Here is a 21,232-nt window from a genome sequence, read left to right as displayed (position 1 = left end):
CTCAGACCGCGTTCCACCCGAAGAACTGCAGGACCTCGTCGCGCTGCTTCATCGCATCCGAACGCCCGAGCGCCATCAGCTCGCGCGTGTAGCCCGACTCGAACAGCAGGTAGCTGGCGAGTGCGCCGCCTTTCACGTCGGCCGCCACCTTCGAGCCGCCCAGCAGATGCCGCACTGCGCCGGGCAATGCGTCGACGTGGCGCGCCGCGATCACATCCAGGCGCTCCGAGGGCGAGATCACCAGCAGGTCGAGCGGGCGCAGTCCGCTGGCTTCGCGCGCTTCCGCCGGAATGAGGCCCAGCGTGTGGTTGATGCGGTGCAGGCGCTCGATGTCGACCGCCAGCGCATCGAGAAAAATGCTCGACAGCGCATGGCCCGCGATCTGCGCCATTGTCGGATAGCCGCTGTGGGTGTTGGGCGCGGGCGTCTCGCGCGGCTCGTGCATGCGGCCCGCGCCAATCACCAGGATGCGCTGCGCGCCCAGATGGATGGCCGCCGCGATGGGGGCCGACTGCCGCATCGAGCCGTCGCCGAAGTACTCGGTGTGGCCTTGCATCGGCAGCGCCGTCGCCGGAAAAACGAAGGGAATGGCGGAAGAAGCCAGCAGGTGCGCATGCGTGATGCGGTCGCGAACCGACAGCCGCTGCGAGCGCACCCAGGGCTCCATCGGCACGGCCGCCTCGAAGAAGGTGACGTGCTCGCCCGAGCTGTAGCTCGATGCGGTCACGGCCAGCGCCTGCACGTGGCCCTGTTGCATGAGTTGCGGCAGCCGGTCCAGCGGCACCATGCGCTGGAGCAAATCGGCCAGCGGCGCATTGTCGAGCAGCGACTTGGGCTTGACGCGCATCCAGTTGGCCGCAAAGCGCCCGAACCCCAGCAGCATGCGCCAGCGCGCGCCGCTGCCGATCACCGAGAGCGAATCGGCCCGGTAGACCTGTTCCGCCCGGAACTGGCTCCACACCTCGGCGATGTGTGCCACCACGTGGTCGAAGTTGTCCGCCCCGCAGGCCAGCGCTGCCGCATTGATGGCGCCGGCCGAGGTGCCGGTGATGACGGGAAAGGGGTTGCCGGTGCCGGCGGCGGGGCCGGCGGCACGCCGTATCTCGGCGATGGCTTCGAGCACGCCGACCTGGTAGGCGGCCCGCGCGCCGCCTCCGGTGAGCAGGAGGCCGGTGACGGGGCTTGTCTCTGGCATGTATCGATTGTTCTTGGTTATTGGAAGGCTGTTCGGTGCGCCCCTGGAGAGCGCACTAGACTAGCGGCCACTCAGGAGTTCGATCAATGGCAATCACCCCAGAAGGGCTCATGGACGCGCTCAAGAGCGTCGCAGACCCTAACACCGGCAAAGAATTCGTGGCGAGCCGGTCGCTCAAAAACCTGCAGATCGCCGAGGGCGATGTCTCGTTCGACCTCGAACTCGGCTACCCGGCCAAGAGCCAGCACGCGGCCATCCGCAAGGCGCTGGTAGCGGCCGCCAAGGCGGTGCCGGGCGTGGAGAACGTGTCGGTCAACATCGTCACCAAGGTCATCAGCCACGCCGTGCAGCGCGGCGTGCAGTTGATGCCCAACGTCAAGAACATCATCGCGGTGGCCTCGGGCAAGGGCGGCGTGGGCAAGAGCACCACGGCCGCCAACCTGGCGCTCGCGCTGTCTGCCGAAGGCGCCACGGTAGGCCTGCTCGACGCCGACATCTACGGCCCGAGCCAGCCCATGATGATGGGCATCGAAGGCCGCCCCGACAGCGCCGACGGCAAGACCATGGAGCCGATGGAGCGCCACGGCGTGCAGGTCATGTCGATCGGTTTCCTGGTCGACCAGGACCAGGCCATGATCTGGCGCGGCCCCATGGCCACGCAGGCGCTGGAGCAGTTGCTGCGCCAGACCAACTGGAAAGACCTCGACTACCTGATCGTCGACATGCCCCCGGGCACCGGCGACATCCAGCTCACGCTGAGCCAGCGCGTGCCGATGACGGGCGCGGTGATCGTCACCACGCCGCAGGACATCGCGCTGCTCGACGCCAAGAAGGGCATCAAGATGTTCGAGAAGGTCGGCGTGCCGATCCTGGGCATCGTCGAGAACATGGCGGTGCACATCTGCTCGAACTGCGGGCATGTCGAGCACATCTTCGGCGCCGATGGCGGCAAGAAGATGGCGGCCGAATACCAGATGGAATACCTCGGCGCGCTACCGCTGGACATCAAGATCCGTCTGCAGGCCGACAGTGGGGCGCCGACTGTGGTGTCCGATCCGGACGGCGAGGTGGCGGGTCTCTACAAGGACCTGGCACGCCGCGTGGCCGTGGGCATCGCCGAAAAGGCCAAGGACTTCTCGTCCAAGTTTCCGACCATCTCGATCAGCAAGAACACGTAGGGGATGGCATCCTGCGCATCGATTCGATGTGTTGTGCGTTCTGAGCGCTGCTGTTCAGGGCGTCGCTCACGCCGACACGGTGCTCTTTTTCGCGAATGTCCCCCGCTTCGCTCCTCCTTTATTTCGCGAAAAAGAGCCCCGTATCGACGTGAGCGTTGGACAGAGCGGTCGTTGATCGGCTGCACACCAGCAGCGTGTCCCGAACAAAAGCAACAAGCAGCGGAGCCACAGGCATGAACCTGCTCGCCTCGATGCGCTATCTGGTCGCGCTCAGCGAGCACAAGCATTTCGGCCGCGCGGCACAGGCCTGCCACATCACGCAACCGGCCTTGTCGAACGCATTGCGCGCACTCGAGACCGAGTTCGGCGTGGTCATCGTCAGGCGGGCACGCGTCTACGTCGGGCTCACCCACGAAGGCGAGCGCGTGCTCGCGGCGGGCCAGCGCATGCTGCGCGACAATGAGGTGCTGCTGCAGGAACTGCGCAGCGAAGAGGGCGACCCGCACGGGCGCCTGCGCATGGCCGCGGTGCCGACCGCGATCCCGATGCTCTCGCGCTTCGCCGCCATGCTGCACCAGCGGCATCCGGGCCTTGTGCCGGCCGTGCTGTCGATGAGTTCGCAGGAACTGGAGACGGGGCTCGAAAGCCTGTCGATCGACCTAGCCCTCGGTTACACCGAACGCATGCACCTGCCGGGCATCAAGCTCACGGCCTGGCCGCAGAGCATCGAGCACTACTTCTTGCTGCGGCGCGCAAAGACACCCTCCACCGACAAGCTGCGCATCGGCGAGCCCATCACCTGGGCCGACGCGGGCAAGCTGCCGCTGTGCCTGCTCACGCCCGACATGCACAACCGCGCCATCGTCGACCAGGCACTGCGCGAGGCCGGCGTGTCGGTGACGCCAGCCATCGAGACCAACTCGGTGCTCACCCTCACGCTGGCGGTGAGCGCAGGCACCGTCAGCAGCGTGCTGCCGGGCGGCATGGTCGCGGCCGTACGCAGCCACCGCGAACTGGAGGCGCTGCCGCTGGTGGCGCCCGAGGTTCGCACCCCGATCGGCTTCATGACGCAGCACGGCGTGCGGCCTTCGCGTGCGCTGGATGCCGCGCTGGCCTTCCTGCAGACGCCTGAATGGCAGGTCCAGGTGCAGCAGCACAGCGGTACGCTGGGCGAAACGCTTCCGCCGACCTGATAGACAAACGGCTTCGGCCTTTTTCGCAGAATCCTCGTTTCCCCGGGGTGGGTGCGCCGCAGTATTCGTCGTTGCATAGCGACTGCGGCCCGCTGCGGGCGGACAATGGCGGCCCGCATTGGTTTACGCTTCGCGCCAACATGAAATCCAAAGTCCAGTTCCGTCTGCGCGTCTATCGGGACGACACCATCGCGATCGGCCCCGGCAAGATCGCCGTGCTCGAGGCCGTGGCCGAGACCGGTTCGATTTCCGCGGCGGCGCGGCTGCTGGGCATGTCGTACCGCCGGGCCTGGATGCTGATCGACGAAATGAACCAGTCGCTGGCCTCGCCGGCAGTGAACACGGCGGCCGGTGGCTCGCGCGGCGGCGGCACGGCGCTCACGCAGGTGGGCGAGGACATCGTCAAGCACTACCGCGCGATCGAGAACGCGGCGCGCCTGGCCACGGCGGCGGACATTCGCGCGCTCACTCGGCTGCTGGCGCCATGAGCGGCGAAGAGACAGCCAAGGTCGTGTGCCGCCCGGTCGGCATCGTGCGCAGCCGCTTCACCGAAGCCACCGGCATGCCGATCCAGACGGCGGGTGCGCCCGAAGAAACGGGCCGGCTCGAAGTGTTCGCCGAGTTCGCACCGGGCCTGCGCGACATCGAAGGCTTCGACTACCTGATCCTCGTCACCCATCTGCACCAGTGCGCGCACGAGCGGCTGGAGGTGGTGCCCTTTCTGGACAACGCCTCCCACGGCGTCTTCGCCACGCGAGCCCCCGCGCGGCCGAACCGGCTGGGCCTGTCGATCGTGAAGCTCACGGCGGTGGAGGGCACCACGCTGCACTTCAGCGGCAACGACATGATGGACGGCACGCCCGTGCTCGACATCAAGCCCTACGTGCCGCGCTTCGACGTGCGCGAGACCGAACGCGTGGGCTGGTTCGGCACCCGGCTCGATCAGTTGCCGCGCATCCGCTCCGACGACAGGATGGGCTGAGCGTCCGGCTCCGGTGATGAAGCTGGCAGCGCATCGCCCTGCCAGCACGACCACACGCTTTGCGACAGCGTTTCGCGCGCCTGCGGAGGCGCCTCGCGGATGGTGCCCATGCTGATGAAGCCCGCCAGGTATTCGCCGGGCAGCACGCCCACCTGCCGCGCCAGCGTCTCGTCATAGCAGCGTTCGCCGCTCAGCACGATCGCGCCGTAGCCCAACTGGTGCGCCGCGCTCAGGATGTTGCCCAGCGCCGCGCCGGCGCTCAGCCACTGCTCGCGCGCCGGCACCCGGCTGCGCTCGCGCGGCGACACCACGAAGCCGAGCAGCACGGGCGGGCGCGTGGCGTGTTCACGCGAACGCTTCAGGTCGGTCGGGCTGGCGAGCGGGTCGCGCCGCAGCTTTTCCTGCTCGAAGCACCAGGCCAGCGCCTCGCGGTTCTGCGAACGGAATTCGATGACGCGCCAAGGGTGCAGGCTGCCGTGATCGGGCGCGCGCAAACCGGCCTGGAGGATGGCGTCGAGTTCATCGGCATGGGGCCCCGGTTGCTGCAGCCGCCGCGGCGATACCGAGCGCCGCGTCAGCAGGACTTCGAGGATGCGCTCCGCACCTGTCATGTGCCGCCACATGTGCGTCATTGCTCCCGATGGTCGACCCACACCGCCTTGCGGCGCAGGACTTCCCCGATGTCGTTGGCGTCGGCCTGTGCCACGAAGAAGGACTGGCTTTCGCCACCAGGGGCGGTGATGGAAATGACGAAGCCTTCGGAATCCATGGCCTGCTCGATGCGCCATTCCTGCACCTGTGTCGCATGGCGAAGCTCCGGCCTGCCGGAGATCGAGCGGACAACGGTGTCGTGGGCGAAGGGGCGCATGGGGGTTGGCTGACGCTGTATCCCGCAGTATATGAAGAGTCATCGGTTTGCGCATCCCCGTGAGAACCTTAGGGCTCACCGTGTAACAATCCCGCCGTATTTTCATGAACACGACGCAATCGCTCATCGCCTCGACGGACTGGTTTCCGCTGGCCCTGTCGCTCAAGGTCGCCGCGGTCGCGACCCTGCTGGCGCTGGTCGTGGGCGTGGCCTTGGGCTGGGTGTTCGCGCGCAAGCGTTTTTTCGGACGCAACGTGCTGGAAGCCGTGTTCATGCTGCCGCTGGTGCTGCCGCCCACGGTGATCGGCTACGCGATCCTGGTGGCGGCCGGCCGCCGCAGCCCGCTGGGCGCGTGGCTGCGCGAGCACCTCGACTACACCATCATCTTCAGTTGGCATGGTGCCGTGGTGGCCTCGGCCGTGGTGGCGCTGCCGCTGGTGCTCAAGTCGGCCAGCGCCGCTTTCGCGGGCGTCGACCGCTCGCTCGAAGCGGCGGCGAGCACGCTGCGCCAGTCGCCGTTCTCGGTGTTCCTGCGCGTCACGCTGCCGCTGGCCTGGCCGGGCATCCTGGCCGGCACGCTGCTGGCCTTCGCGCGGGCCATGGGCGAGTTCGGTGCCTCGCTGATGGTGGCGGGGTCCATTCCGAAGCAGACCCAGACGCTGTCGATGGCCATCTACGACGCAGTGCAGTCCGGGCATGACGACCTCGCGCTGCTGCTGGTCATCGTGACTTCGGTGCTGTCGATCACCGTGCTGGTGCTGTCGAACCGATTTTTCTCACTTCGCTGATTTCGTTCTTCATCATTCTTATAAGGAGTTGCACATGCGTCCGTTCCGTCTCTTGTCTCTCGTGGTTGCTCTCGCACTGCCGCTGGCTGCCGCCGCGCAGCAGATCACCGTGTCCGCTGCCGCCAGCCTGACCGACGCGTTCAAGGAAATCGGTCCGAAGTTCGAGGCGGCAAAGTCGGGCGCCACGGTGCGCTTCAACTTCGCCGCTTCGGGCGTGCTGCTGCAGCAGATCAGCCAGGGCGCGCCCGTCGACGTGTTCGCCAGCGCCGACCAGGAAACCATGAACCGCGGTGTGGAGCAGAAGGCGATCGACACCGCCACGCGCAAGGACTTCGTGACCAACAGCCTGGTGCTCATCGAGCCGACCAAGGACGCCGTCGGCTTGAAGACGCTGCAAGACCTGACCGGCGCCGGTGTGAAGAAGATCGCCGTCGGCAAGACCGCCACCGTGCCGGTCGGCCGCTACACCAAGCAGGTGCTGGACGGTGCCAACCTCTGGACCGTGCTCGAACCCAAGTTCGTGCAGGCCGACAGCGTGCGCCAGGTGCTCGACTACGTGAGCCGTGGCGAGGTCGAAGCCGGCTTTGTCTACCGCACCGATGCGGCCGTGGCCGGCGACAAGGTGAAGGTTGCGTTCACCCCCACGGGCCACACGCCCGTGACCTACCCGATCGCCGTGGTCGCCGACAGCAAGCAGAAGGCATTGGCCGGCGACTTCATCGCTTTCCTCTCGACGCCCGCCGCACAGGAAGTGCTCACGCGCTACGGCTTCGGCAAGCCATGATCGACGTCGATCTGAAACTGACGGTGAAGGACGGAGCCCGGCGCTTCGACCTGGCCGTGCGCTTTCAGACCGACGTTCCCTTCGCCGCGCTCTACGGCCCTTCGGGCGCGGGCAAGTCGCTGACCCTGCAGGCCATTGCCGGCCTGCTGCATCCTTCGGCGGGCCATGTGCGGCTGGACGGCCGCACGCTGTACGACTCGGCGCAGCGCATCGACGTGCCTGCGCCGGCGCGCCGCATCGGCTATCTGTTTCAGAACTACGCGCTGTTTCCGCATCTCACGGTGCGCGAGAACGTGGCCTTCGGGCTGACCGCGTGGTATCGCCGCAGCCTGCCGACCAAGGACGCCGAGCGCGTGCAGGCCCTGCTCGAAAGCTTCGGCCTTGCCGCGCTGGCCGACAGCCGGCCGCAGAAGCTCTCGGGCGGCCAACAGCAGCGCGTGGCCCTGGCGCGCGCGCTGGCCTGCGAGCCGCAGGTGTTGCTGCTCGACGAACCCTTTGCCGCCCTGAACCCGATGCTGCGCAGCGAACTGCGCAACGAATTGGCGCAGGTGCGCAAGCAGTGGGGCATTCCGGTCCTGATGATCACGCACGACATCGAGGACGTGCTGGCCCTGGCCGACGTGGCCTTCGTCTACAAGGACGGCCAGGTGGTGCGCGAGATCGACCTGCACAACGCGCAAAGCCGCGACTTCGCCCTGCGGGACATCGCCGGCGTACCGGAGGTCGAAGACACGCCGCTGCGCAGCAAGCTGCGCGGGCTGCTGATGCAGGACATGCGCGGCACCTGATCGCAACGCCGGGCGTGTTCATTTCCGTTTTGAATCGCCGCATATCCCGATTCAATTTGACGCCCGGGCTCCCCTAGGCCAACACTGCCGCCATGAGCGAGCAGAAGATCGAGTTTTACAAGGGTCCCGCCGGCGGCTGGGGCGCATTGCGCAGCGTGACGAATGCGCTGCTGCGGCAGGACATTCCCATCAAGGGCGCGAAAACGCTGCTCTCGGCCAACCAGCCCGACGGCTTTGACTGCCCCGGCTGCGCGTGGCCCGACCGCAACCATGCCTCGACCTTCGAGTTCTGCGAGAACGGTGTGAAGGCCGTGGCGGCCGAAGCCACCGCCCGCCGCGCCGGTCCTGCGCTGTTTGCAAAGCACACCGTGGCCGAGCTGGCCGCGCAAAGCGACTTCTGGCTCGAAGACCAGGGGCGGCTCACGCACCCCATGGTCTACGACGCGGCCAGCGACAAATACGTGCCCATCGAATGGGACGATGCCTTTGCGCTTGTCGCGCGCCATCTGAACGCGCTGCCCGACCCGAATCAGGCCATGTTCTACACCTCGGGCCGGGCGAGCAATGAAGCCGCCTTCCTGTACCAGCTGTTCGTGCGTGAGTACGGCACCAACAACTTTCCCGACTGCTCGAACATGTGCCACGAGCCCAGCGGCAGCGGCATGCGTCCGCAGATCGGCGTGGGCAAGGGCACGGTCACGCTCGAGGACTTCGAGAAGGCCGACGCCATCTTCATCTTCGGCCAGAACCCCGGCACCAACCATCCGCGCATGCTCGGCGAGCTGCGTGCGGCGTCCAAGCGCGGCGCGCGCATCGTGAGCTTCAACCCGCTGCGCGAACGTGGCCTGGAGCGCTTTGCCGATCCGCAGGACAAGCTGGAGATGGCGACCATGGGCTCCACGCCCATCAGCACGCACTACTTCCAGTTGCGCGTGGGCGGTGATTTCTCGGCGGTCAAGGGGATGATGAAACACGTCATCGAGCGCGAAGACGCGGCCGTGGCGCGCGGCGAAGCCTCGGTGCTCGACCACGCCTTCATCGCCACGCACACCACGGGATTCGAGACGCTGGCCGACGACCTGCGCGCCGAATCGTGGGACGTGCTGGTGCAGGAATCCGGACTCACGCAAGCGCAGATCCGCGCCGCCGCCGAGGTGTACCTCGGCGCCAGGAAGGTCATCGCCTGCTGGGGCATGGGCATCACGCAGCACCAGCATTCGGTGGCCACGATCCAGATGATCCTCAACTGGCTCATGCTGTGCGGCCACATGGGCCGCGAGGGCGCGGGTGCCTGCCCGGTGCGCGGCCACAGCAACGTCCAGGGCGACCGCACCATGGGCATCTGGGAAAAGCCGCCGGTGGCGCTGCTCGACCGGCTGCAGCAGGTGTTCGGCTTCGAGCCACCGCGCAAGAACGGCGTGGACACGGTCGAGGCCATCCAGTTGATGCTCGACGGCAAGGGCAAGGTGTTCTTCGCGCTCGGCGGCAATTTCGCGGCCGCCACGCCAGACACCTACCAGACCTGGAAGGGCCTGCAGCAGTGCGACCTGACGGTGCACGTGACCACCAAGCTCAACCGCAGTCACATCGTGCACGGTCGCGAGGCGCTGATCCTGCCCTGCCTGGGCCGCACCGAGATCGACATGCAGGCCCACGGCCCGCAGGGCGTGACGGTGGAAGACTCGATGAGCATGGTCCACATCTCGATGGGCATCAACCCGCCCGCGTCGGAGCACCTGCTGTCGGAGCCGGCCATCGTGGCGCGGCTCGCGGCCGCGACCATCGGCGCGCGCAGCAACACGCCATGGCTGTGGCTCATCGAAGACTACGCACGCATCCGCGACAAGATCGAAGCGGTGTTCGATGACTTCAAGGACTTCAACGCACGCGTGGCGCACCCCGGCGGTTTTCGCCTGCGCAACACCGCGAGCGAACGGGTGTGGGCCACCGCGTCGAAAAAGGCCGTGTTCTTCACGCACGCCGTGCCGCTGGACACGCCCTCGCACCGGGCCCGCGCGCGCTATGGCAAGAAGGGTGACACGCTGGTCTTCACGCTGCTCACCACGCGTTCGCACGACCAGTACAACACCACCATCTACGGCATGGACGACCGCTACCGCGGCGTGTTCGGCCAGCGGCGTGTGGTGTTCATCCACAAGGAAGACATCCGCGTGCTGGGCATGAAGGACGGCGACTGGGTGGACATTCAGACGGTGTGGAGCGACGGCCAGGAGCGCCGTGCCGACCGCTTCAAGCTCGTGGCCTACGACATTCCACGCGGCAACCTCGCGGCCTACTACCCTGAGACCAACCCGCTGGTGCCGCTGTCGTCGGTGGCGGAGAACGCGGGCACGCCGACTTCCAAGTCCATCCCGGTGGTGCTGTCGCTGCATGTGGCGCCAGCTCCTGCGCCGGTGGATGCCGACGCCGTCGCGGCATGACGGCAGCGGCCTTCGACGCTGATTCCTTTTCCGTCGCCATCCTGCGCGCATTGGCCGAGGCGCCCGGCGATGGCGGCATATCGCTGCCGCGCCTGGGCAAGCGGCTCGGGCAGGGCGCGAGCGTGGTGATGCGCCAGCTCACGCTGATGGGCGATGCCGCCATTGGCGGCGTACGCGGCCCCGGCTGGGTGCGTGTGGTGCAGCTCGACGACCGCTGGGTCGCGCACCTCACCGACGCCGGGCGCGCATGGGTCGAAGCCTTGCCTGCTGACGAAAATCCCGGCTGAGCGGAGAATGGCTGCGGCCATGCAAGACATCCCTGAATCCGACGACACCCTGCCGCCGCTCTCGCGGCATGCCGTGCATGTTTTCGGCGAACGCGGCGTCGCACCCGAAGGCGTGATTCGCGACGACACGCTGGCGGCCGAGGTGCCGGTGGCGCTGGTCTTCAACGGCGTCTCGCACGCGGTGATGATGGCCACGCCGCAAGACCTCGACGTCTTTGCGCTGGGCTTTGCATTGAGCGAAGGCATCCTCGATACCGCAGCCGATTGCCGCGGCATCGACGTGCGGACGGTCGACGCACTCGACGCGGGCCTGCCCGAAGGCATGCCGGGCATCGAGGTGCGGCTCGAAGTGTCCACGCGCAGCTTCGAGCGCCTGAAGGACCGCCGCCGCAGCCTCGCGGGCCGCACCGGTTGCGGCGTGTGCGGTGTCGAAAGTTTCGCGGGGCTGGACCTCTCGCCGCAGCGCGTGCCGCAGCGCGACTGGATCGAACGCATCGACCTGCCCACCGTGCTGCGCGCCTTCGCCGCCATGCCACCGCGCCAGACCCTCAACGCCGAAGCCGGTGCGATCCACGCCGCCGCATGGGCCACGGTGGATGGCGAACTCACCGACCTGATGGAAGACGTCGGGCGCCACAACGCGCTCGACAAGCTGCTCGGCAAGCTCGCGCAGGCGGGCCGCCTGGCAGAGCCCGGCTTCGTGCTGATGTCCAGCCGTGGCAGCCATGAACTCGTGCGCAAGTGCGCGCGCCTGGGCATTGCGGCGATGGCGACCATCTCCGCGCCAACCTCGATGGGCGTGCGCATGGCCGAACTCAGCGGCCTGCGCTTCTGGGGGCTGTGCCGCGCGCCGCGCGGCGTGCTCTATGCCGACGGACTCGCGCGTCCGTCGAGCGCCAGCACCGCATCGGCCACCGCCTCGATGCCCTGATCCGACAGGTCGGTCGCAGGCACGCTCTGGCGTTGGGCCCAGGCCTTGAAGTGCAGCTCCTGCGACTTCTCGTAATGCGGGTCGTAGTGCAGCGTCATCAGCTCGGCGAACAGATGGGGCAGGTCGGCTTCGCGCGCCCATTGCTGCCAGCGCGTGACCGTTTCCTTGCCCTGCATTTCCTTGAGCACGCCCATCTTGTCGGCGAGCGCCTCGCGGTCGTCGCCCAGGTAGGCGTAGTCGCGCAGTAGATAGGCCAGCCGTGCCTCGGGCGTGGCGCGCACCTCGATGCACGGCGCCGCACGCATGCGCGCCACCAGCGACAAGGGCAGCGACAGCCGCCCGATGCGGACGCTCTCGCCCTCGACATACAGCGGGCGCGACAGGTCGATGGCTTCGAGCACGGTGGCGATGCGCGTCTCGAAGTGCTTTTGCGATGGTTGCGGCACGCCCGGCAGCGAGCCGAGCAGCGAACCCTTGTGGCTGGCGAAATCTTCCAGGTCGAGCACCTGCGCGCCGCGCTCGACCAGCGCATGCAGCACGCGTGTCTTGGCGCTGCCGGTGGCGCCGCAGACCACGCGCAGGTCGAGCTGCGGGGTCAGCGCGTCGATCTGCGAGATCACGTGGCGGCGAAAGCTCTTGTAGCCGCCCGCGAGCTGCTGCGCGTCCCAGCCCACGAGGCGCAGCCACGTCACCATCGAGCCGCTGCGCATGCCGCCGCGCCAGCAGTAGACCAGCGGCTTCCAGTTCTCGGGCCGGTCGGCCAGCGTGTCGCGCAGATGCCTGGCGATGTTGGCCGCGACCATCGCGCCGCCGATGCGCCGCGCCTCGAAGGCGCCGGTCTGCACGTACACGGTGCCGACGATGCGGCGTTCCTCGTCGTCGAGCACCGGGCAGTTGATGGCGCCGGGAATATGGTCGAGCGCGAACTCGGCCGGCGAGCGGGCGTCGATCAGCGTGTCGAAGGCGTGGCGGTCGCCGACCCGCACGGGCTGGCGATGACTCATGGCAGGAACCTCATGCTTCGATTGTCACCGCAGGTCTCAGGCATAGGCAGGGCCAAGCCCCTTTCGCAAGCGAGCGCTCGCAAAGTCCACGAAGGTCACCAGCACGAACATCGCGATCAACACCGTCATCGCCTGCTGCTGCTGAAAGATCGACAGGTGGAAGTACAGCAACTGGCCCAGCCCGCCGCCGCCCACGAAGCCCAGCACCGCGGCCATGCGGATGTTCATCTCCCAGCGGTAGAGCGTGTAGGCCACCCATTGCGGCAGCACGATCGGCAGGCTGGCGTAGCTGAAGGCGGTGACCGGGCCGGCACCCGCCAGCGTCAGGGCGTGTTCGGGCTCGCGCGGCGCGTTTTCCAGCGCCTCGGCGAACAGCCGTCCCAGCACGCCCGTGGTGTGCAGCGACAACGCCAGCGCACCGGCGAACGGGCCGATGCCGGCGGCCAGCACCATCAGCGCGGCCCAGACCAGCTCGGGCACGCTGCGCAGGAAGTTCAGGATGAAGCGCGCCGCATGGCGCGGCAGTCCGCCCGCACGGCCCGATGCGGGCAGCGCGAGCACAGCGCCCGCCAGCGCCGCAAGCACGGTCCCGAGCGCCGACACCGCCAGCGTCTGCAAGGCGCCGTTGCCCACCTTCACGAGGAAGTCGGACGACACGTCGGGCGGGAAGAACTCGGCGATGAACTTGCCCATCAGCCGCAGCGACTCGGCCGACCCCAGCGCGCTGTAGTCGATGCCGAGGTAGACGAAGCTGGCGACCACCGCCGCTGCGATCAGCAGCACGGTGAACCAGCAGCGCAGGCAAGGGCGCGGACGCGGCGGCAGATTCATGCTCATGCGAGCAGCCTTCGCAGCGCGTTGCTCAACACGTCCGCCAGCAGCACGAGCGCGAGGAACACCAGCAGGATGCTGCTGGCCTCGCCGCCGTTGAGCATCTTCATCGACTGGTCCATCAGTTGCCCCAGTCCGCCCGCGCCGACAAAACCCATCACCACCGAGGCGCGTACCGCGCATTCCCAGCGGTACACGGTGTATGAAGCCAGCTCCTGCGCGGTGTGCGGCAGCAGGCCGTAGCACAGTGCTGCCAGCCGGCCGCTGCCGCCTTCGAGCAGCGCGCGCGCCGGGCGCGTGTCGGTCGATTCGAGGATCTCGGCGTAGACCTTGCCCAGCATGCCGCCGTAGGTGATGGCCAACGCCAGCACGCCGGCCGCCGGGCCGAGGCCGAGCGCGCGCACGAAGAGCAGCGCCCACACGATCTCGGGAATGGCGCGCAGCACCATCAGCAGCCAGCGCGCCGCCTGCCGCACCACGGCGGCCTGCACGCGGCCGGGCCCCGGGCCAATGCGCGAGATGGACAGCGCGCGCGTGGTCACGAAGGCCAGCGGCGCGCCGATCAGCAACGCGAGCGCGGTGCCCGCCGTGGCCATGGCCAGCGTTTCGAGCGTGGCCTTGGCGAGGAGGGCCAGAAAGTCAGGCGAGCCTTCGGGCGGAAAGAAGCCCGCGAGAAAACCGCCGATGACGGCGAGGTTGCCGCTGCCGAACAGCGCCCACGGCTTGAACTCCGACAGCGCCAGCATCGGCCATGCGATGACGAGCGCGGCCAACCAGCCGGCCAGGCGGCGCCATGCCTGCGGGTCGCGCAGCGCGACGGCGGCGCGTGTCGGCACCTGCTGTGGCGACGTAGTGCCGCTCAAGGGCAGTCCGGTCGCTGGAACGCCGGCTCCGTCGCAGTGACAGTCGGTGGCAGCGGCCCTTGCGTGGCCACGCCGCCTTCGCTGGCATAGAGCGTGTCGAGCATCGCGGACGTGACCTGCGTGGCGGGCAGGTCGAACATCACCTGTCCGTTGCGCATGCCGACGACGCGGGGAAACCAGCGCAGCGCCAGGTCCACCGCGTGCAGCGAGGCCACCAGCGTGGCGCCGGTCGATTCGCTCTGCGCGACCAGTTGGCCGATGGCCGCGTCGGCCAGCGTCGGGTCGAGCGCGGACACGGGTTCGTCGGCCAGCAACAGGGCGGGGCACTGGTACAGCGCACGCGCGATGCCCACGCGCTGCAACTGGCCGCCGGAGAGGCGGTCGCAGCGATCGAACAGGCGGTCTTCCAAAGCCAGCCGCGACAGCACCTCGTGCGCGCCCGCAATGTCCGAGGGATAGAAGAGCGAGCCCAGCGCGCGTGCCGCCGACCACTCGCCCAGGCGCCCCGCCAGCACGGCCGTGACCACCCGCAGGCGCGGTGCAATCGGTGGCGCCTGGTGCACGGTGCCGATGCGCGCGCGCAGTTTCTTCAGTGCGCTTGCCGGCAACTGCCAAGGGCTGGCACCCAGGGTCTGGACCTCGCCTTCTCCCGGGCGCAGCGCGGCACCGAGCACACGCAGCAGCGTGGTCTTGCCGGCACCCGAGGGGCCGATGACGGCGATGCGTTCGCCGTCGCGCGCGGCCAGCGTCACTCCGGCCAGCGCGCGCTGGCCGTTGGGGTGCACCACGCCCACGCCTTCCAGCGAAAAGCTCATGCGCGCAAGCTCACTTGATCAAACCCGCCGACTTGCCCGCCGTCTCGATGCCATCGTAGTTCGACGACTTGGTCGGAATGAACTTGCTCGCGCGCTGCAGCGCCATGATTTCCTTGTGCGCCGGGTTGGCCGGGTCGAGCTTCAGGAAAGCGTCGGTCAGCTTCTTCTGCAGCACCGGGTCCATGCCGGGGCGCACCGTCCAGTTGTAGTCGTAGTACGTCGGCGTGGTCGCGAGCACGCGCACCTTGGCGGCGTTGGGGTTCTTCGACTCGACCAGCTTGTCCCACACCGAGGCGTTGAGCACGCCCGCTTCAGCGCGCGACGCGGCCACGAAGGCCACCGTGGCGTCGTGCGCGCCCGAGAACGCGACCGTCTTGAAGTCCTTCTCTGGGTTGATGCCGGCTTGCAGCAGGAAGTAGCGCGGCATCAGGCTGCCCGAGGTGGAAGACGGCGCACCGAAAGCGAAGGTCTTGCCCTTCAGGTCGGCCAGCGTCTTGGCGGGGCTGTCGATCGGCACGATGAACTTGCTGGTGAACACCTCGTCTTCCGCGCGCTGCACGATCGGCACCGCGCCGCCGTTGGTGCGGATGCGCGCCTGCACGAAGGTGAAGCCGCCGAGCCAGGCCATGTCGATCTTGTTCGTCGCCAGGCCCTCGACCACGGCGGCGTAGTCGGTCACGGGCGTGAACTGCACGTCCATGCCGGTTTCCTTCTTCAGGTAGTCGCCCAGCGGCGTGAACTTGCGCTGCAGTTCGGTGGGTGCCTCGTCGGGGATGGCCGAGACGCGCAGGACGCCTTGGGCAAAGGCGCCGAAGGCCGTGAGGGAGAGGGTCAGCGCAAGCGCCAGTCGGGACAGTTTGTTCATGGGTTTGCCTGTGTGTGGGCTGGGTTCAAGAAAAGGGTGTGTCGGCGGAGGCGGGCGCAACATGGGCAAGGCTTCGATAATCGCGGCTTGTTTCATTCGACCGAACCGCTGCCATGACCGATGCCGCAACCTCCAAGCTCCTGAATCCGCTGGCGCCGTTGCGGCTCACCAGCTTCTCGCACGGTGGCGGCTGTGGCTGCAAGATCGCGCCGGGCGTGTTGTCACAGATTTTGAAGAACCATGCGGGGGGAATGATCCCGCCCGAACTCATGGTCGGCATCGAGACCGCCGACGACGCGGCAGTCTACAGGCTCAACGACGAGCAGGCGCTGATTGCCACCACCGACTTCTTCATGCCCATCGTGGACGACCCCTACGAGTTCGGGCGCATCGCGGCCACCAACGCCATCAGCGACGTGTACGCCATGGGCGGCCGTCCGATCATGGCGCTGGCACTGGTTGCCATGCCGATCAACCAGTTGCCGGTGGAAGTGATCGCCGAGATCGTGCGCGGCGGGCAGGACGTGTGCCGTGCGGCCGGCATCCCGATTGCGGGCGGCCACACCATCGATTCGGTCGAGCCCATCTACGGCCTTGTCGCGATGGGGCTGGTGCACCCCGACCGCGTGCGGCGCAACGCCGACGCAAAGGCCGGCGACGTGCTGGTGCTGGGCAAGCCGCTGGGGGTGGGCGTGTTGTCTGCTGCGCTCAAGAAGGAGCAGTTGTCCGAGGCCGGCTACCGGCAACTGATCGAGAACACGACCAAGCTCAACACGCCCGGCATCGCGTTGTCGGCGCTCGACGGCGTGCATGCGCTGACCGACGTGACCGGCTTCGGCCTGGCCGGCCACACGCTCGAGCTGGCGCGCGGTGCGAAGCTCACTGCGGTGGTCGAATGGTCGAAGGTGCCGCTGCTCGACAACGTGGCGGAGATGGTTGCGGAAGGTTTCGTCACCGGCGCATCGGGGCGCAACTGGGCGGGCTATGGGGCCGATGTGGAACTGGCGGCCGACTTGCCGGCCACGGCGCAGAACCTGCTGAGCGATCCGCAGACCTCGGGCGGCCTGCTCGTGAGCTGCGCGCCCGGGGCCGTCGACGCGGTGCTGGAGATTTTCCGCAAGGAAGGCTTCGCGCAGGCAGCGGTCATCGGCCGCGTCGAAGCCGGAAAGCCCGCGTTGCGCGTCGTGTCCTGAATTTTCGTATTTCTCCCTCCCCCGCTGGGGGAGGGCAGGGGTGGGGGCACGCGGCCTTCGATTCAGCGCTGCGGTGTTGCAAGCGCCGCCTGCCCCCATCCCAACCTTCCCCCAGAGGGGGAAGGAGCAAGATAAAGACAAAAACGGCGGAAGGAGGAGGGAGTCGAACCCTCCCGGCGACGACTGGCGCCACCCACTGGGTTTGAAGCCCAGCCGCCCCACCAGGGACGATCCCCTCCCATGAGGCCCGGTCACGGGCCTGCTCCGAACAACGAGGTGTCGGGCCGCAGCAGGTGCGTGTCTTTCACGCGCCGCGTGTAGCCCACACGGTCAAAGAATTCCAGCAACTGGATCGCGCGCTTGCGCCCCAATCCGGTCGCATCCCGAAAGCTCGCGGCTTGCAAACCTTCAGGTCCCGCAATGCAGTCGCGCACCAGGCCGGCCAACTGCTCGATGGTCGCCAGCGGATAGTACAAGTCCTTCACCACCTGGAAGGCCTCGCCTTGCCGTGCGAGGCTCGCCAGGGTCTGCCGCACCATGGGTTCGCTCACCGCGCAGTCCTTCGCGAGATCACGCACCCATGGCGGATCGAAACCGCCATCGGCCAGCTTGGGCAACAGCTTCTGTGCGAGCTTCTGCTCGGCTTCATTCAAACGTGTCGCATGGTCCGGCAGGTGCAGCCATGTGCCACTGCGCACCAGCGCGCCGCGCGCGACCAGTGCGTCGAGTGCGTGCCGCCACAACGCATCGTCGGTGCGCGGGCCGGCCAGCCGCTTGAGGCGGCGCGCGTCGGGGCCGACCTCGTCGGGCGCCGCGCGATGGAAGTCGGCCAGGCGTTCGGTGATCTGTGCTTGCAGCGTGTCGAGGTGCTGCTGCGCGATGGCCGTGTGCGCAATGCGCACCGCATCGTCGGGCAGTGCCAGTGCATCTTCGTTCGCCAGCGAAAGCGCGCAGGCCAGCCGCGCCGTGTCGATGCCGAGCGGCGCGTTGTGCAGCAGCGCCGCCACGCGCGCGGGCCGGTCGTCGATGGCCCAGGCTGCCAGCGTGCGCAGGCGTTCGGACGTGCGCCGGTAGCGCACGGGCGCGAAGGGGTCGAGCACGCGCACGCCGGCCACGGTGCGGGTGGCCGAGGCATCGCGCAACACGCCGCGGTCGCCGTGCCATGCGCCGACTTCATCGCGCAAGACCAGTTGAGCCAACGCGGTCTCGCCCGGCGCGAGCGCATCGCGATCGAGCAGGGCCACCGAGGCCATCACATCGCTGGCGCCCAGGTGTGCGTGCACCGTCGCACCCGAGCGCAGGGGCTTGGCCTCGTCGGGCCAGAGCGTGAGCAGCACATCGATGCGCGCCGTTGCGAGTGCGATGGCCGGGGTGCAGACCCAGTCGCCGCGATGCACTTCGTCCTTGGTCACTCCCGCCAGCGCGAGCGCGCAGCGTTGCCCCGCGTGCGCCAGTTCGGCCTGCCTGTTCTGGGCGTGAATGCCGCGCACCCGCACCGTGCGTTCGCCGGGCACGAGCCGCAGCGCGTCGCCGATGCGCACCGTGCCGCTGAAGACGGTGCCGGTGACGACGGTGCCGACACCCGCCAGCGTGAAGGCACGGTCCACCGCGAGACGGAACGCGAGATCGTCTTCGCGTATGTGCTCTTCGCGTGCGACGTCCAGCAGCCGCGTGCGCAGCGTGTCGATGCCCTCGCCCGTGGTGGCGGACACCGCGAGCACCGGCGCGCCGGCCAGCGCTGTTTGCGCGAGCAGGGCGTTGATCTTTGCGCGCACTTCGTCAAGCCGTTCCGCGCGCGTGGCTGTGTCGATGCGGTCGATCTTGGTGATCGCCACCGTGGCCGCGCGCACACCCAGCAGCGCGACCACGGCAAGGTGCTCGCGCGTCTGCGGCATCACGCCGTCGTCGGCGGCCACCACCAGCAAGGCATGGTCGATGCCGGTGGCGCCAGCCAGCATGGTGTGCAGCAAACGTTCATGCCCCGGCACATCGACGAAACCGAGCGACACGCCATCGGGCGCATGCAAGTAGGCATAACCGAGTTCGATGGAAATGCCGCGCCGCTTTTCCTCGGGCAACCGGTCGGTGTCGACGCCGGTGAGCGCGCGCACCAGCGAGGTCTTGCCGTGGTCGATGTGGCCTGCGGTGCCGATGATCATGGTCGTGGCGGCTTCACATGAAGTTGCGCGTGTGCAGGTCGGACAGCCGCTTCGCCTCGTCGCGCTCGAAGCCCAGCCGCGCCAGCCGCGCGCGCCGACCGGCCGCCATGTCGCGCTGCAATTGCTGCACGGCCGCGTGGCCGCGCGCGATGGCCTCGGGCGACAGCTCGCCCGCCGCCAGCAGCACCAGCGCATCGAACACTTCTTCGTTGAGGCCCGCGGTGTGGGCCAGTGCGTCGTAGCGCACCTCGATGGCGTTGCGCAGCTTGGCCTGGTAGTCGGGTTGCACCGACAGCCGATATTCCAGATGCGCCATGCCGAAGGCCACGTGGCGCGCCTCGTCGCGCGCGGTGAGTCGCGCGATCTGCCGTGTCACCGGATCGGGTGCATTCGCCTGCAGAAAGTTGAGCAGGTTCACGAAGCTGCCTTCGCCGAGCACGGCGAGCAGGAAAGTGGCGACGGAGAAATCGGGCGCGTCGAACAGCGTGCGCAACGAAGCCTGCCCGCCGGCCGTGGACAGCGCAGGCTCGTGGCCGCGCAGCGTGGCACGCCGGGTGAACACTTCGACATGCCGCGCCTCGTCGCCGCACTGCAGCGCCAGCAGCTGCAGCACCTCGCGGTAGTGCGGATGGATCTGCCCCAGGTGGCGCGCGGGCACCAGCAGCGCGGCGTTCTCGTTCTCGATCAGGTAGGTCATGACCTGCACCACGGCGGCTTCGATCGGGGGCGGCAGCTCGAACACCGCATCCCAGTCGATGGCCGTGCCCGGGTCCCATTGGGCCGCTGCGGCCTGTCGATACAGCTCGCCGGCGGTCGCGGCCCAGAGTTCGTGACGCCGGTGCAGCGCAAAGAAAAAATCAGGACTGCCGGCTTCGACCGTGGCACCGCGCGCGGCCAGCCCCCAGCCGGAGGCAGCGTCTTCAGCGGGCATGCCGTTGATGTCGCCATGCGCAGTGCCGGTCGCCTGCGCATCGCGCCATCGACCTTCGGCATGCGGGCCGCGCGTGATGCGGGCCTGCGCGATGCCGTCCACTGCAGTCTCGAAGCGCAGCGGATGCCCCTGGCTGCGGCACCAGGCTTCCAGGTGCATCTGCCAATCCGGCGAACGGCCGCGCACCTGCAGCTCACCACCCACCGGCCGTTCGGCCAGCGCGCGGCGAATGAGCAGCAGGGCGCCCTGGTCCAGGCCCAGCGACTCAATATCGATAGTCGGGGTTGAGGATGGCGCCATCGCGGCTGTAGAAGTTTTCGTCGTCCACCGCGCGTTCAAGCAACGCGTAACCGCTGGTGCGGCCCGCACGCCATTCGCGCAGGCCTTCGAGTTCGAGCAGCGGCCGCACCTGGGGGTCGTCCCAGCGCATGGCCATCAGCAGCGCGACGAAGCGCTCGATCAAATCGGCAGGCGCACCGGGGCTGGTGGTGAAGTTGCAGTGGTCATAAGCGCCAGTGCGCGCAATGACGCGCGTGCTGCCCGAAGGCAGCGTGCCATCGAGGCCGAAGGCCAGGTGGTTGCCGTCGATGAGGCAGCAGGCATCGACCTCGCCGGCCATCAGCGCCACGGCTGCATCGCGCTCGCCGCCGATGTGGTCGCCGTGCTTGCCGCCCAGAACGTCGAAGTAACGCAACTGAAAGTCGCGCTGCTTCACAAGGCCTGCGCTGCGCAGATGATCGAGCGGGATCAACGTGGCCTGCGGTGAATCGAGTGCGCCCATGCCGACGGTCTTGTCGCGCAGCTCGGCCAGCGTCTGCACCGGGCTGTCGGCGCGCACGACGATGGCCGAGCGCAGGTCGCAGTCGGTGTCGCGCATGGCAACCGCCTTCACTTGCTGGCCCCGGCTGCGCGCGATGCGGTCGGCGCGCACCCAGGCCAGCGGCGAGTTCCAGGCCAGGTGCAGCGTGTCGTCGAATTGCGCCTCGACCTGCTTTTCGTAGTTCGAATACAGCACGTAGTCGAAGGGCAGGCCGTTCTTCACGAAGAAGGCCTTGAAGCCTTCCCAGATGGTGACGACCTTGGGCGCATAGGCCACGGCGCCCATGATCAATGTGGGTTCGGACATGAAGGGCAAT

22 protein-coding genes and 1 tRNA gene are annotated in these 21,232 nt (G+C 68.0%); 11 read left to right on the top strand and 12 right to left on the bottom strand.

What is annotated here, in order from left to right; translation table 11 throughout:
• Position 1: 1 nt before the first annotated feature.
• Positions 2 to 1,195 (bottom strand): patatin-like phospholipase family protein, encoded by a 1,194-nt coding sequence (locus H7F35_RS04630; RefSeq protein ID WP_187111788.1) that lies wholly within the window; start codon positions 1,193 to 1,195, stop codon positions 2 to 4.
• 86 nt (positions 1,196 to 1,281) lie between these two features.
• Between H7F35_RS04630 and apbC the strand changes: the two genes are divergently transcribed.
• From apbC to tsaA, 4 genes are all read left to right on the top strand, one after another.
• Positions 1,282 to 2,373: an iron-sulfur cluster carrier protein ApbC gene (gene apbC, locus H7F35_RS04625; RefSeq protein ID WP_187111787.1), complete on the top strand. Its 1,092-nt coding sequence runs from the start codon at positions 1,282 to 1,284 to the stop codon at positions 2,371 to 2,373.
• A 233-nt stretch (positions 2,374 to 2,606) separates the two neighbouring features.
• The gene (locus H7F35_RS04620) at positions 2,607 to 3,566 is read left to right on the top strand and encodes a LysR family transcriptional regulator (RefSeq protein WP_187111786.1); all 960 of its coding nucleotides are present in this window, start codon (positions 2,607 to 2,609) and stop codon (positions 3,564 to 3,566) included.
• Positions 3,567 to 3,706: 140 nt separating this feature from the next.
• Positions 3,707 to 4,054, top strand: coding sequence for a winged helix-turn-helix domain-containing protein (locus H7F35_RS04615; RefSeq protein WP_187111785.1), 348 nt, complete (start codon positions 3,707 to 3,709; stop codon positions 4,052 to 4,054).
• Positions 4,051 to 4,548, top strand: a complete 498-nt coding sequence (tsaA, locus tag H7F35_RS04610) for a tRNA (N6-threonylcarbamoyladenosine(37)-N6)-methyltransferase TrmO (protein WP_187111784.1) — start codon at positions 4,051 to 4,053, stop codon at positions 4,546 to 4,548. The genes H7F35_RS04615 and tsaA overlap by 4 nt, the downstream gene beginning before the upstream one ends.
• Here the strand turns inward: tsaA and H7F35_RS04605 are convergent.
• Together H7F35_RS04605 and H7F35_RS04600 are read right to left on the bottom strand one after the other, a co-directional pair.
• Positions 4,509 to 5,180, bottom strand: a complete 672-nt coding sequence (locus H7F35_RS04605) for a nitroreductase (RefSeq protein WP_187111783.1) — start codon at positions 5,178 to 5,180, stop codon at positions 4,509 to 4,511. The two genes, tsaA and H7F35_RS04605, sit on opposite strands and share 40 nt — an antisense overlap.
• Complete coding sequence (locus H7F35_RS04600) at positions 5,177 to 5,416, bottom strand: hypothetical protein (protein WP_187111782.1); 240 nt, start codon at positions 5,414 to 5,416, stop codon at positions 5,177 to 5,179. The genes H7F35_RS04605 and H7F35_RS04600 overlap by 4 nt, the downstream gene beginning before the upstream one ends.
• Before the next feature lie 104 nt (positions 5,417 to 5,520).
• Here H7F35_RS04600 and modB point away from each other — a divergent pair, with 104 nt between their 5' ends.
• The 6 genes from modB to fdhD all read left to right on the top strand — a co-directional run bounded on the left by modB (position 5,521) and on the right by fdhD (position 11,435).
• Positions 5,521 to 6,204: a molybdate ABC transporter permease subunit gene (gene modB / locus H7F35_RS04595; protein ID WP_187111781.1), complete on the top strand. Its 684-nt coding sequence runs from the start codon at positions 5,521 to 5,523 to the stop codon at positions 6,202 to 6,204.
• A gap of 34 nt (positions 6,205 to 6,238) precedes the next feature.
• Positions 6,239 to 6,988: a molybdate ABC transporter substrate-binding protein gene (gene modA, locus H7F35_RS04590; RefSeq protein ID WP_187111780.1), complete on the top strand. Its 750-nt coding sequence runs from the start codon at positions 6,239 to 6,241 to the stop codon at positions 6,986 to 6,988.
• Positions 6,985 to 7,776 (top strand): ABC transporter ATP-binding protein, encoded by a 792-nt coding sequence (locus H7F35_RS04585; protein WP_187111779.1) that lies wholly within the window; start codon positions 6,985 to 6,987, stop codon positions 7,774 to 7,776. The genes modA and H7F35_RS04585 overlap by 4 nt, the downstream gene beginning before the upstream one ends.
• Positions 7,777 to 7,868: 92 nt before the next feature.
• Complete coding sequence (locus H7F35_RS04580) at positions 7,869 to 10,217, top strand: FdhF/YdeP family oxidoreductase (protein ID WP_187111778.1); 2,349 nt, start codon at positions 7,869 to 7,871, stop codon at positions 10,215 to 10,217.
• Positions 10,214 to 10,504, top strand: coding sequence for a hypothetical protein (locus H7F35_RS04575; protein WP_187111777.1), 291 nt, complete (start codon positions 10,214 to 10,216; stop codon positions 10,502 to 10,504). Before H7F35_RS04580 ends, H7F35_RS04575 begins: the two co-directional genes overlap by 4 nt.
• A gap of 19 nt (positions 10,505 to 10,523) precedes the next feature.
• Entirely contained in the window at positions 10,524 to 11,435 is a 912-nt protein-coding gene (fdhD, locus tag H7F35_RS04570) for a formate dehydrogenase accessory sulfurtransferase FdhD (RefSeq protein WP_187111776.1), read from the top strand.
• On the opposite strand, the gene mnmH is transcribed toward fdhD, so the two are convergent.
• From mnmH to H7F35_RS04545, 5 genes are read right to left on the bottom strand one after another with little or no spacing between them, the layout of a single operon-like run.
• Positions 11,369 to 12,439: a tRNA 2-selenouridine(34) synthase MnmH gene (gene mnmH, locus H7F35_RS04565; protein ID WP_187111775.1), complete on the bottom strand. Its 1,071-nt coding sequence runs from the start codon at positions 12,437 to 12,439 to the stop codon at positions 11,369 to 11,371. The two genes, fdhD and mnmH, sit on opposite strands and share 67 nt — an antisense overlap.
• A 36-nt stretch (positions 12,440 to 12,475) precedes the next feature.
• The gene (gene phnE, locus H7F35_RS04560; protein ID WP_222622004.1) at positions 12,476 to 13,276 is read right to left on the bottom strand and encodes a phosphonate ABC transporter, permease protein PhnE; all 801 of its coding nucleotides are present in this window, start codon (positions 13,274 to 13,276) and stop codon (positions 12,476 to 12,478) included.
• Positions 13,273 to 14,133 carry a PhnE/PtxC family ABC transporter permease gene (locus H7F35_RS04555; protein ID WP_261803528.1) on the bottom strand — a complete coding sequence of 287 codons (861 nt, stop codon included), beginning with the start codon at positions 14,131 to 14,133 and terminating at the stop codon, positions 13,273 to 13,275. Before H7F35_RS04555 ends, phnE begins: the two co-directional genes overlap by 4 nt.
• Positions 14,130 to 14,948: a phosphonate ABC transporter ATP-binding protein gene (locus tag H7F35_RS04550; protein ID WP_187111774.1), complete on the bottom strand. Its 819-nt coding sequence runs from the start codon at positions 14,946 to 14,948 to the stop codon at positions 14,130 to 14,132. The genes H7F35_RS04555 and H7F35_RS04550 overlap by 4 nt, the downstream gene beginning before the upstream one ends.
• 10 nt (positions 14,949 to 14,958) lie before the next feature.
• Positions 14,959 to 15,813, bottom strand: coding sequence for a putative selenate ABC transporter substrate-binding protein (locus H7F35_RS04545; RefSeq protein WP_187111773.1), 855 nt, complete (start codon positions 15,811 to 15,813; stop codon positions 14,959 to 14,961).
• A 113-nt stretch (positions 15,814 to 15,926) separates the two neighbouring features.
• Between H7F35_RS04545 and selD the strand changes: the two genes are divergently transcribed.
• Positions 15,927 to 17,006: a selenide, water dikinase SelD gene (selD, locus tag H7F35_RS04540; protein WP_187111772.1), complete on the top strand. Its 1,080-nt coding sequence runs from the start codon at positions 15,927 to 15,929 to the stop codon at positions 17,004 to 17,006.
• 147 nt (positions 17,007 to 17,153) lie between these two features.
• Here selD and H7F35_RS04535 read toward each other — a convergent pair.
• The 4 genes from H7F35_RS04535 to H7F35_RS04520 all read right to left on the bottom strand — a co-directional run bounded on the left by H7F35_RS04535 (position 17,154) and on the right by H7F35_RS04520 (position 21,222).
• A tRNA-Sec gene (locus H7F35_RS04535) sits at positions 17,154 to 17,246 on the bottom strand.
• Positions 17,247 to 17,257: 11 nt separating this feature from the next.
• Complete coding sequence (selB, locus tag H7F35_RS04530; protein ID WP_187111771.1) at positions 17,258 to 19,165, bottom strand: selenocysteine-specific translation elongation factor; 1,908 nt, start codon at positions 19,163 to 19,165, stop codon at positions 17,258 to 17,260.
• Between the two features lie 13 nt (positions 19,166 to 19,178).
• Positions 19,179 to 20,396: a ferritin-like domain-containing protein gene (locus tag H7F35_RS04525; RefSeq protein ID WP_187111770.1), complete on the bottom strand. Its 1,218-nt coding sequence runs from the start codon at positions 20,394 to 20,396 to the stop codon at positions 19,179 to 19,181.
• Positions 20,362 to 21,222, bottom strand: coding sequence for a phosphate/phosphite/phosphonate ABC transporter substrate-binding protein (locus H7F35_RS04520; RefSeq protein ID WP_187111769.1), 861 nt, complete (start codon positions 21,220 to 21,222; stop codon positions 20,362 to 20,364). The genes H7F35_RS04525 and H7F35_RS04520 overlap by 35 nt, the downstream gene beginning before the upstream one ends.
• Positions 21,223 to 21,232 lie beyond the last annotated feature (10 nt).

The sequence above is a fragment of the Variovorax sp. PAMC26660 genome, from assembly GCF_014302995.1.
Lineage (GTDB): Bacteria > Pseudomonadota > Gammaproteobacteria > Burkholderiales > Burkholderiaceae_C > Variovorax.
This window is presented reverse-complemented; position numbering and strand designations above follow the sequence as displayed.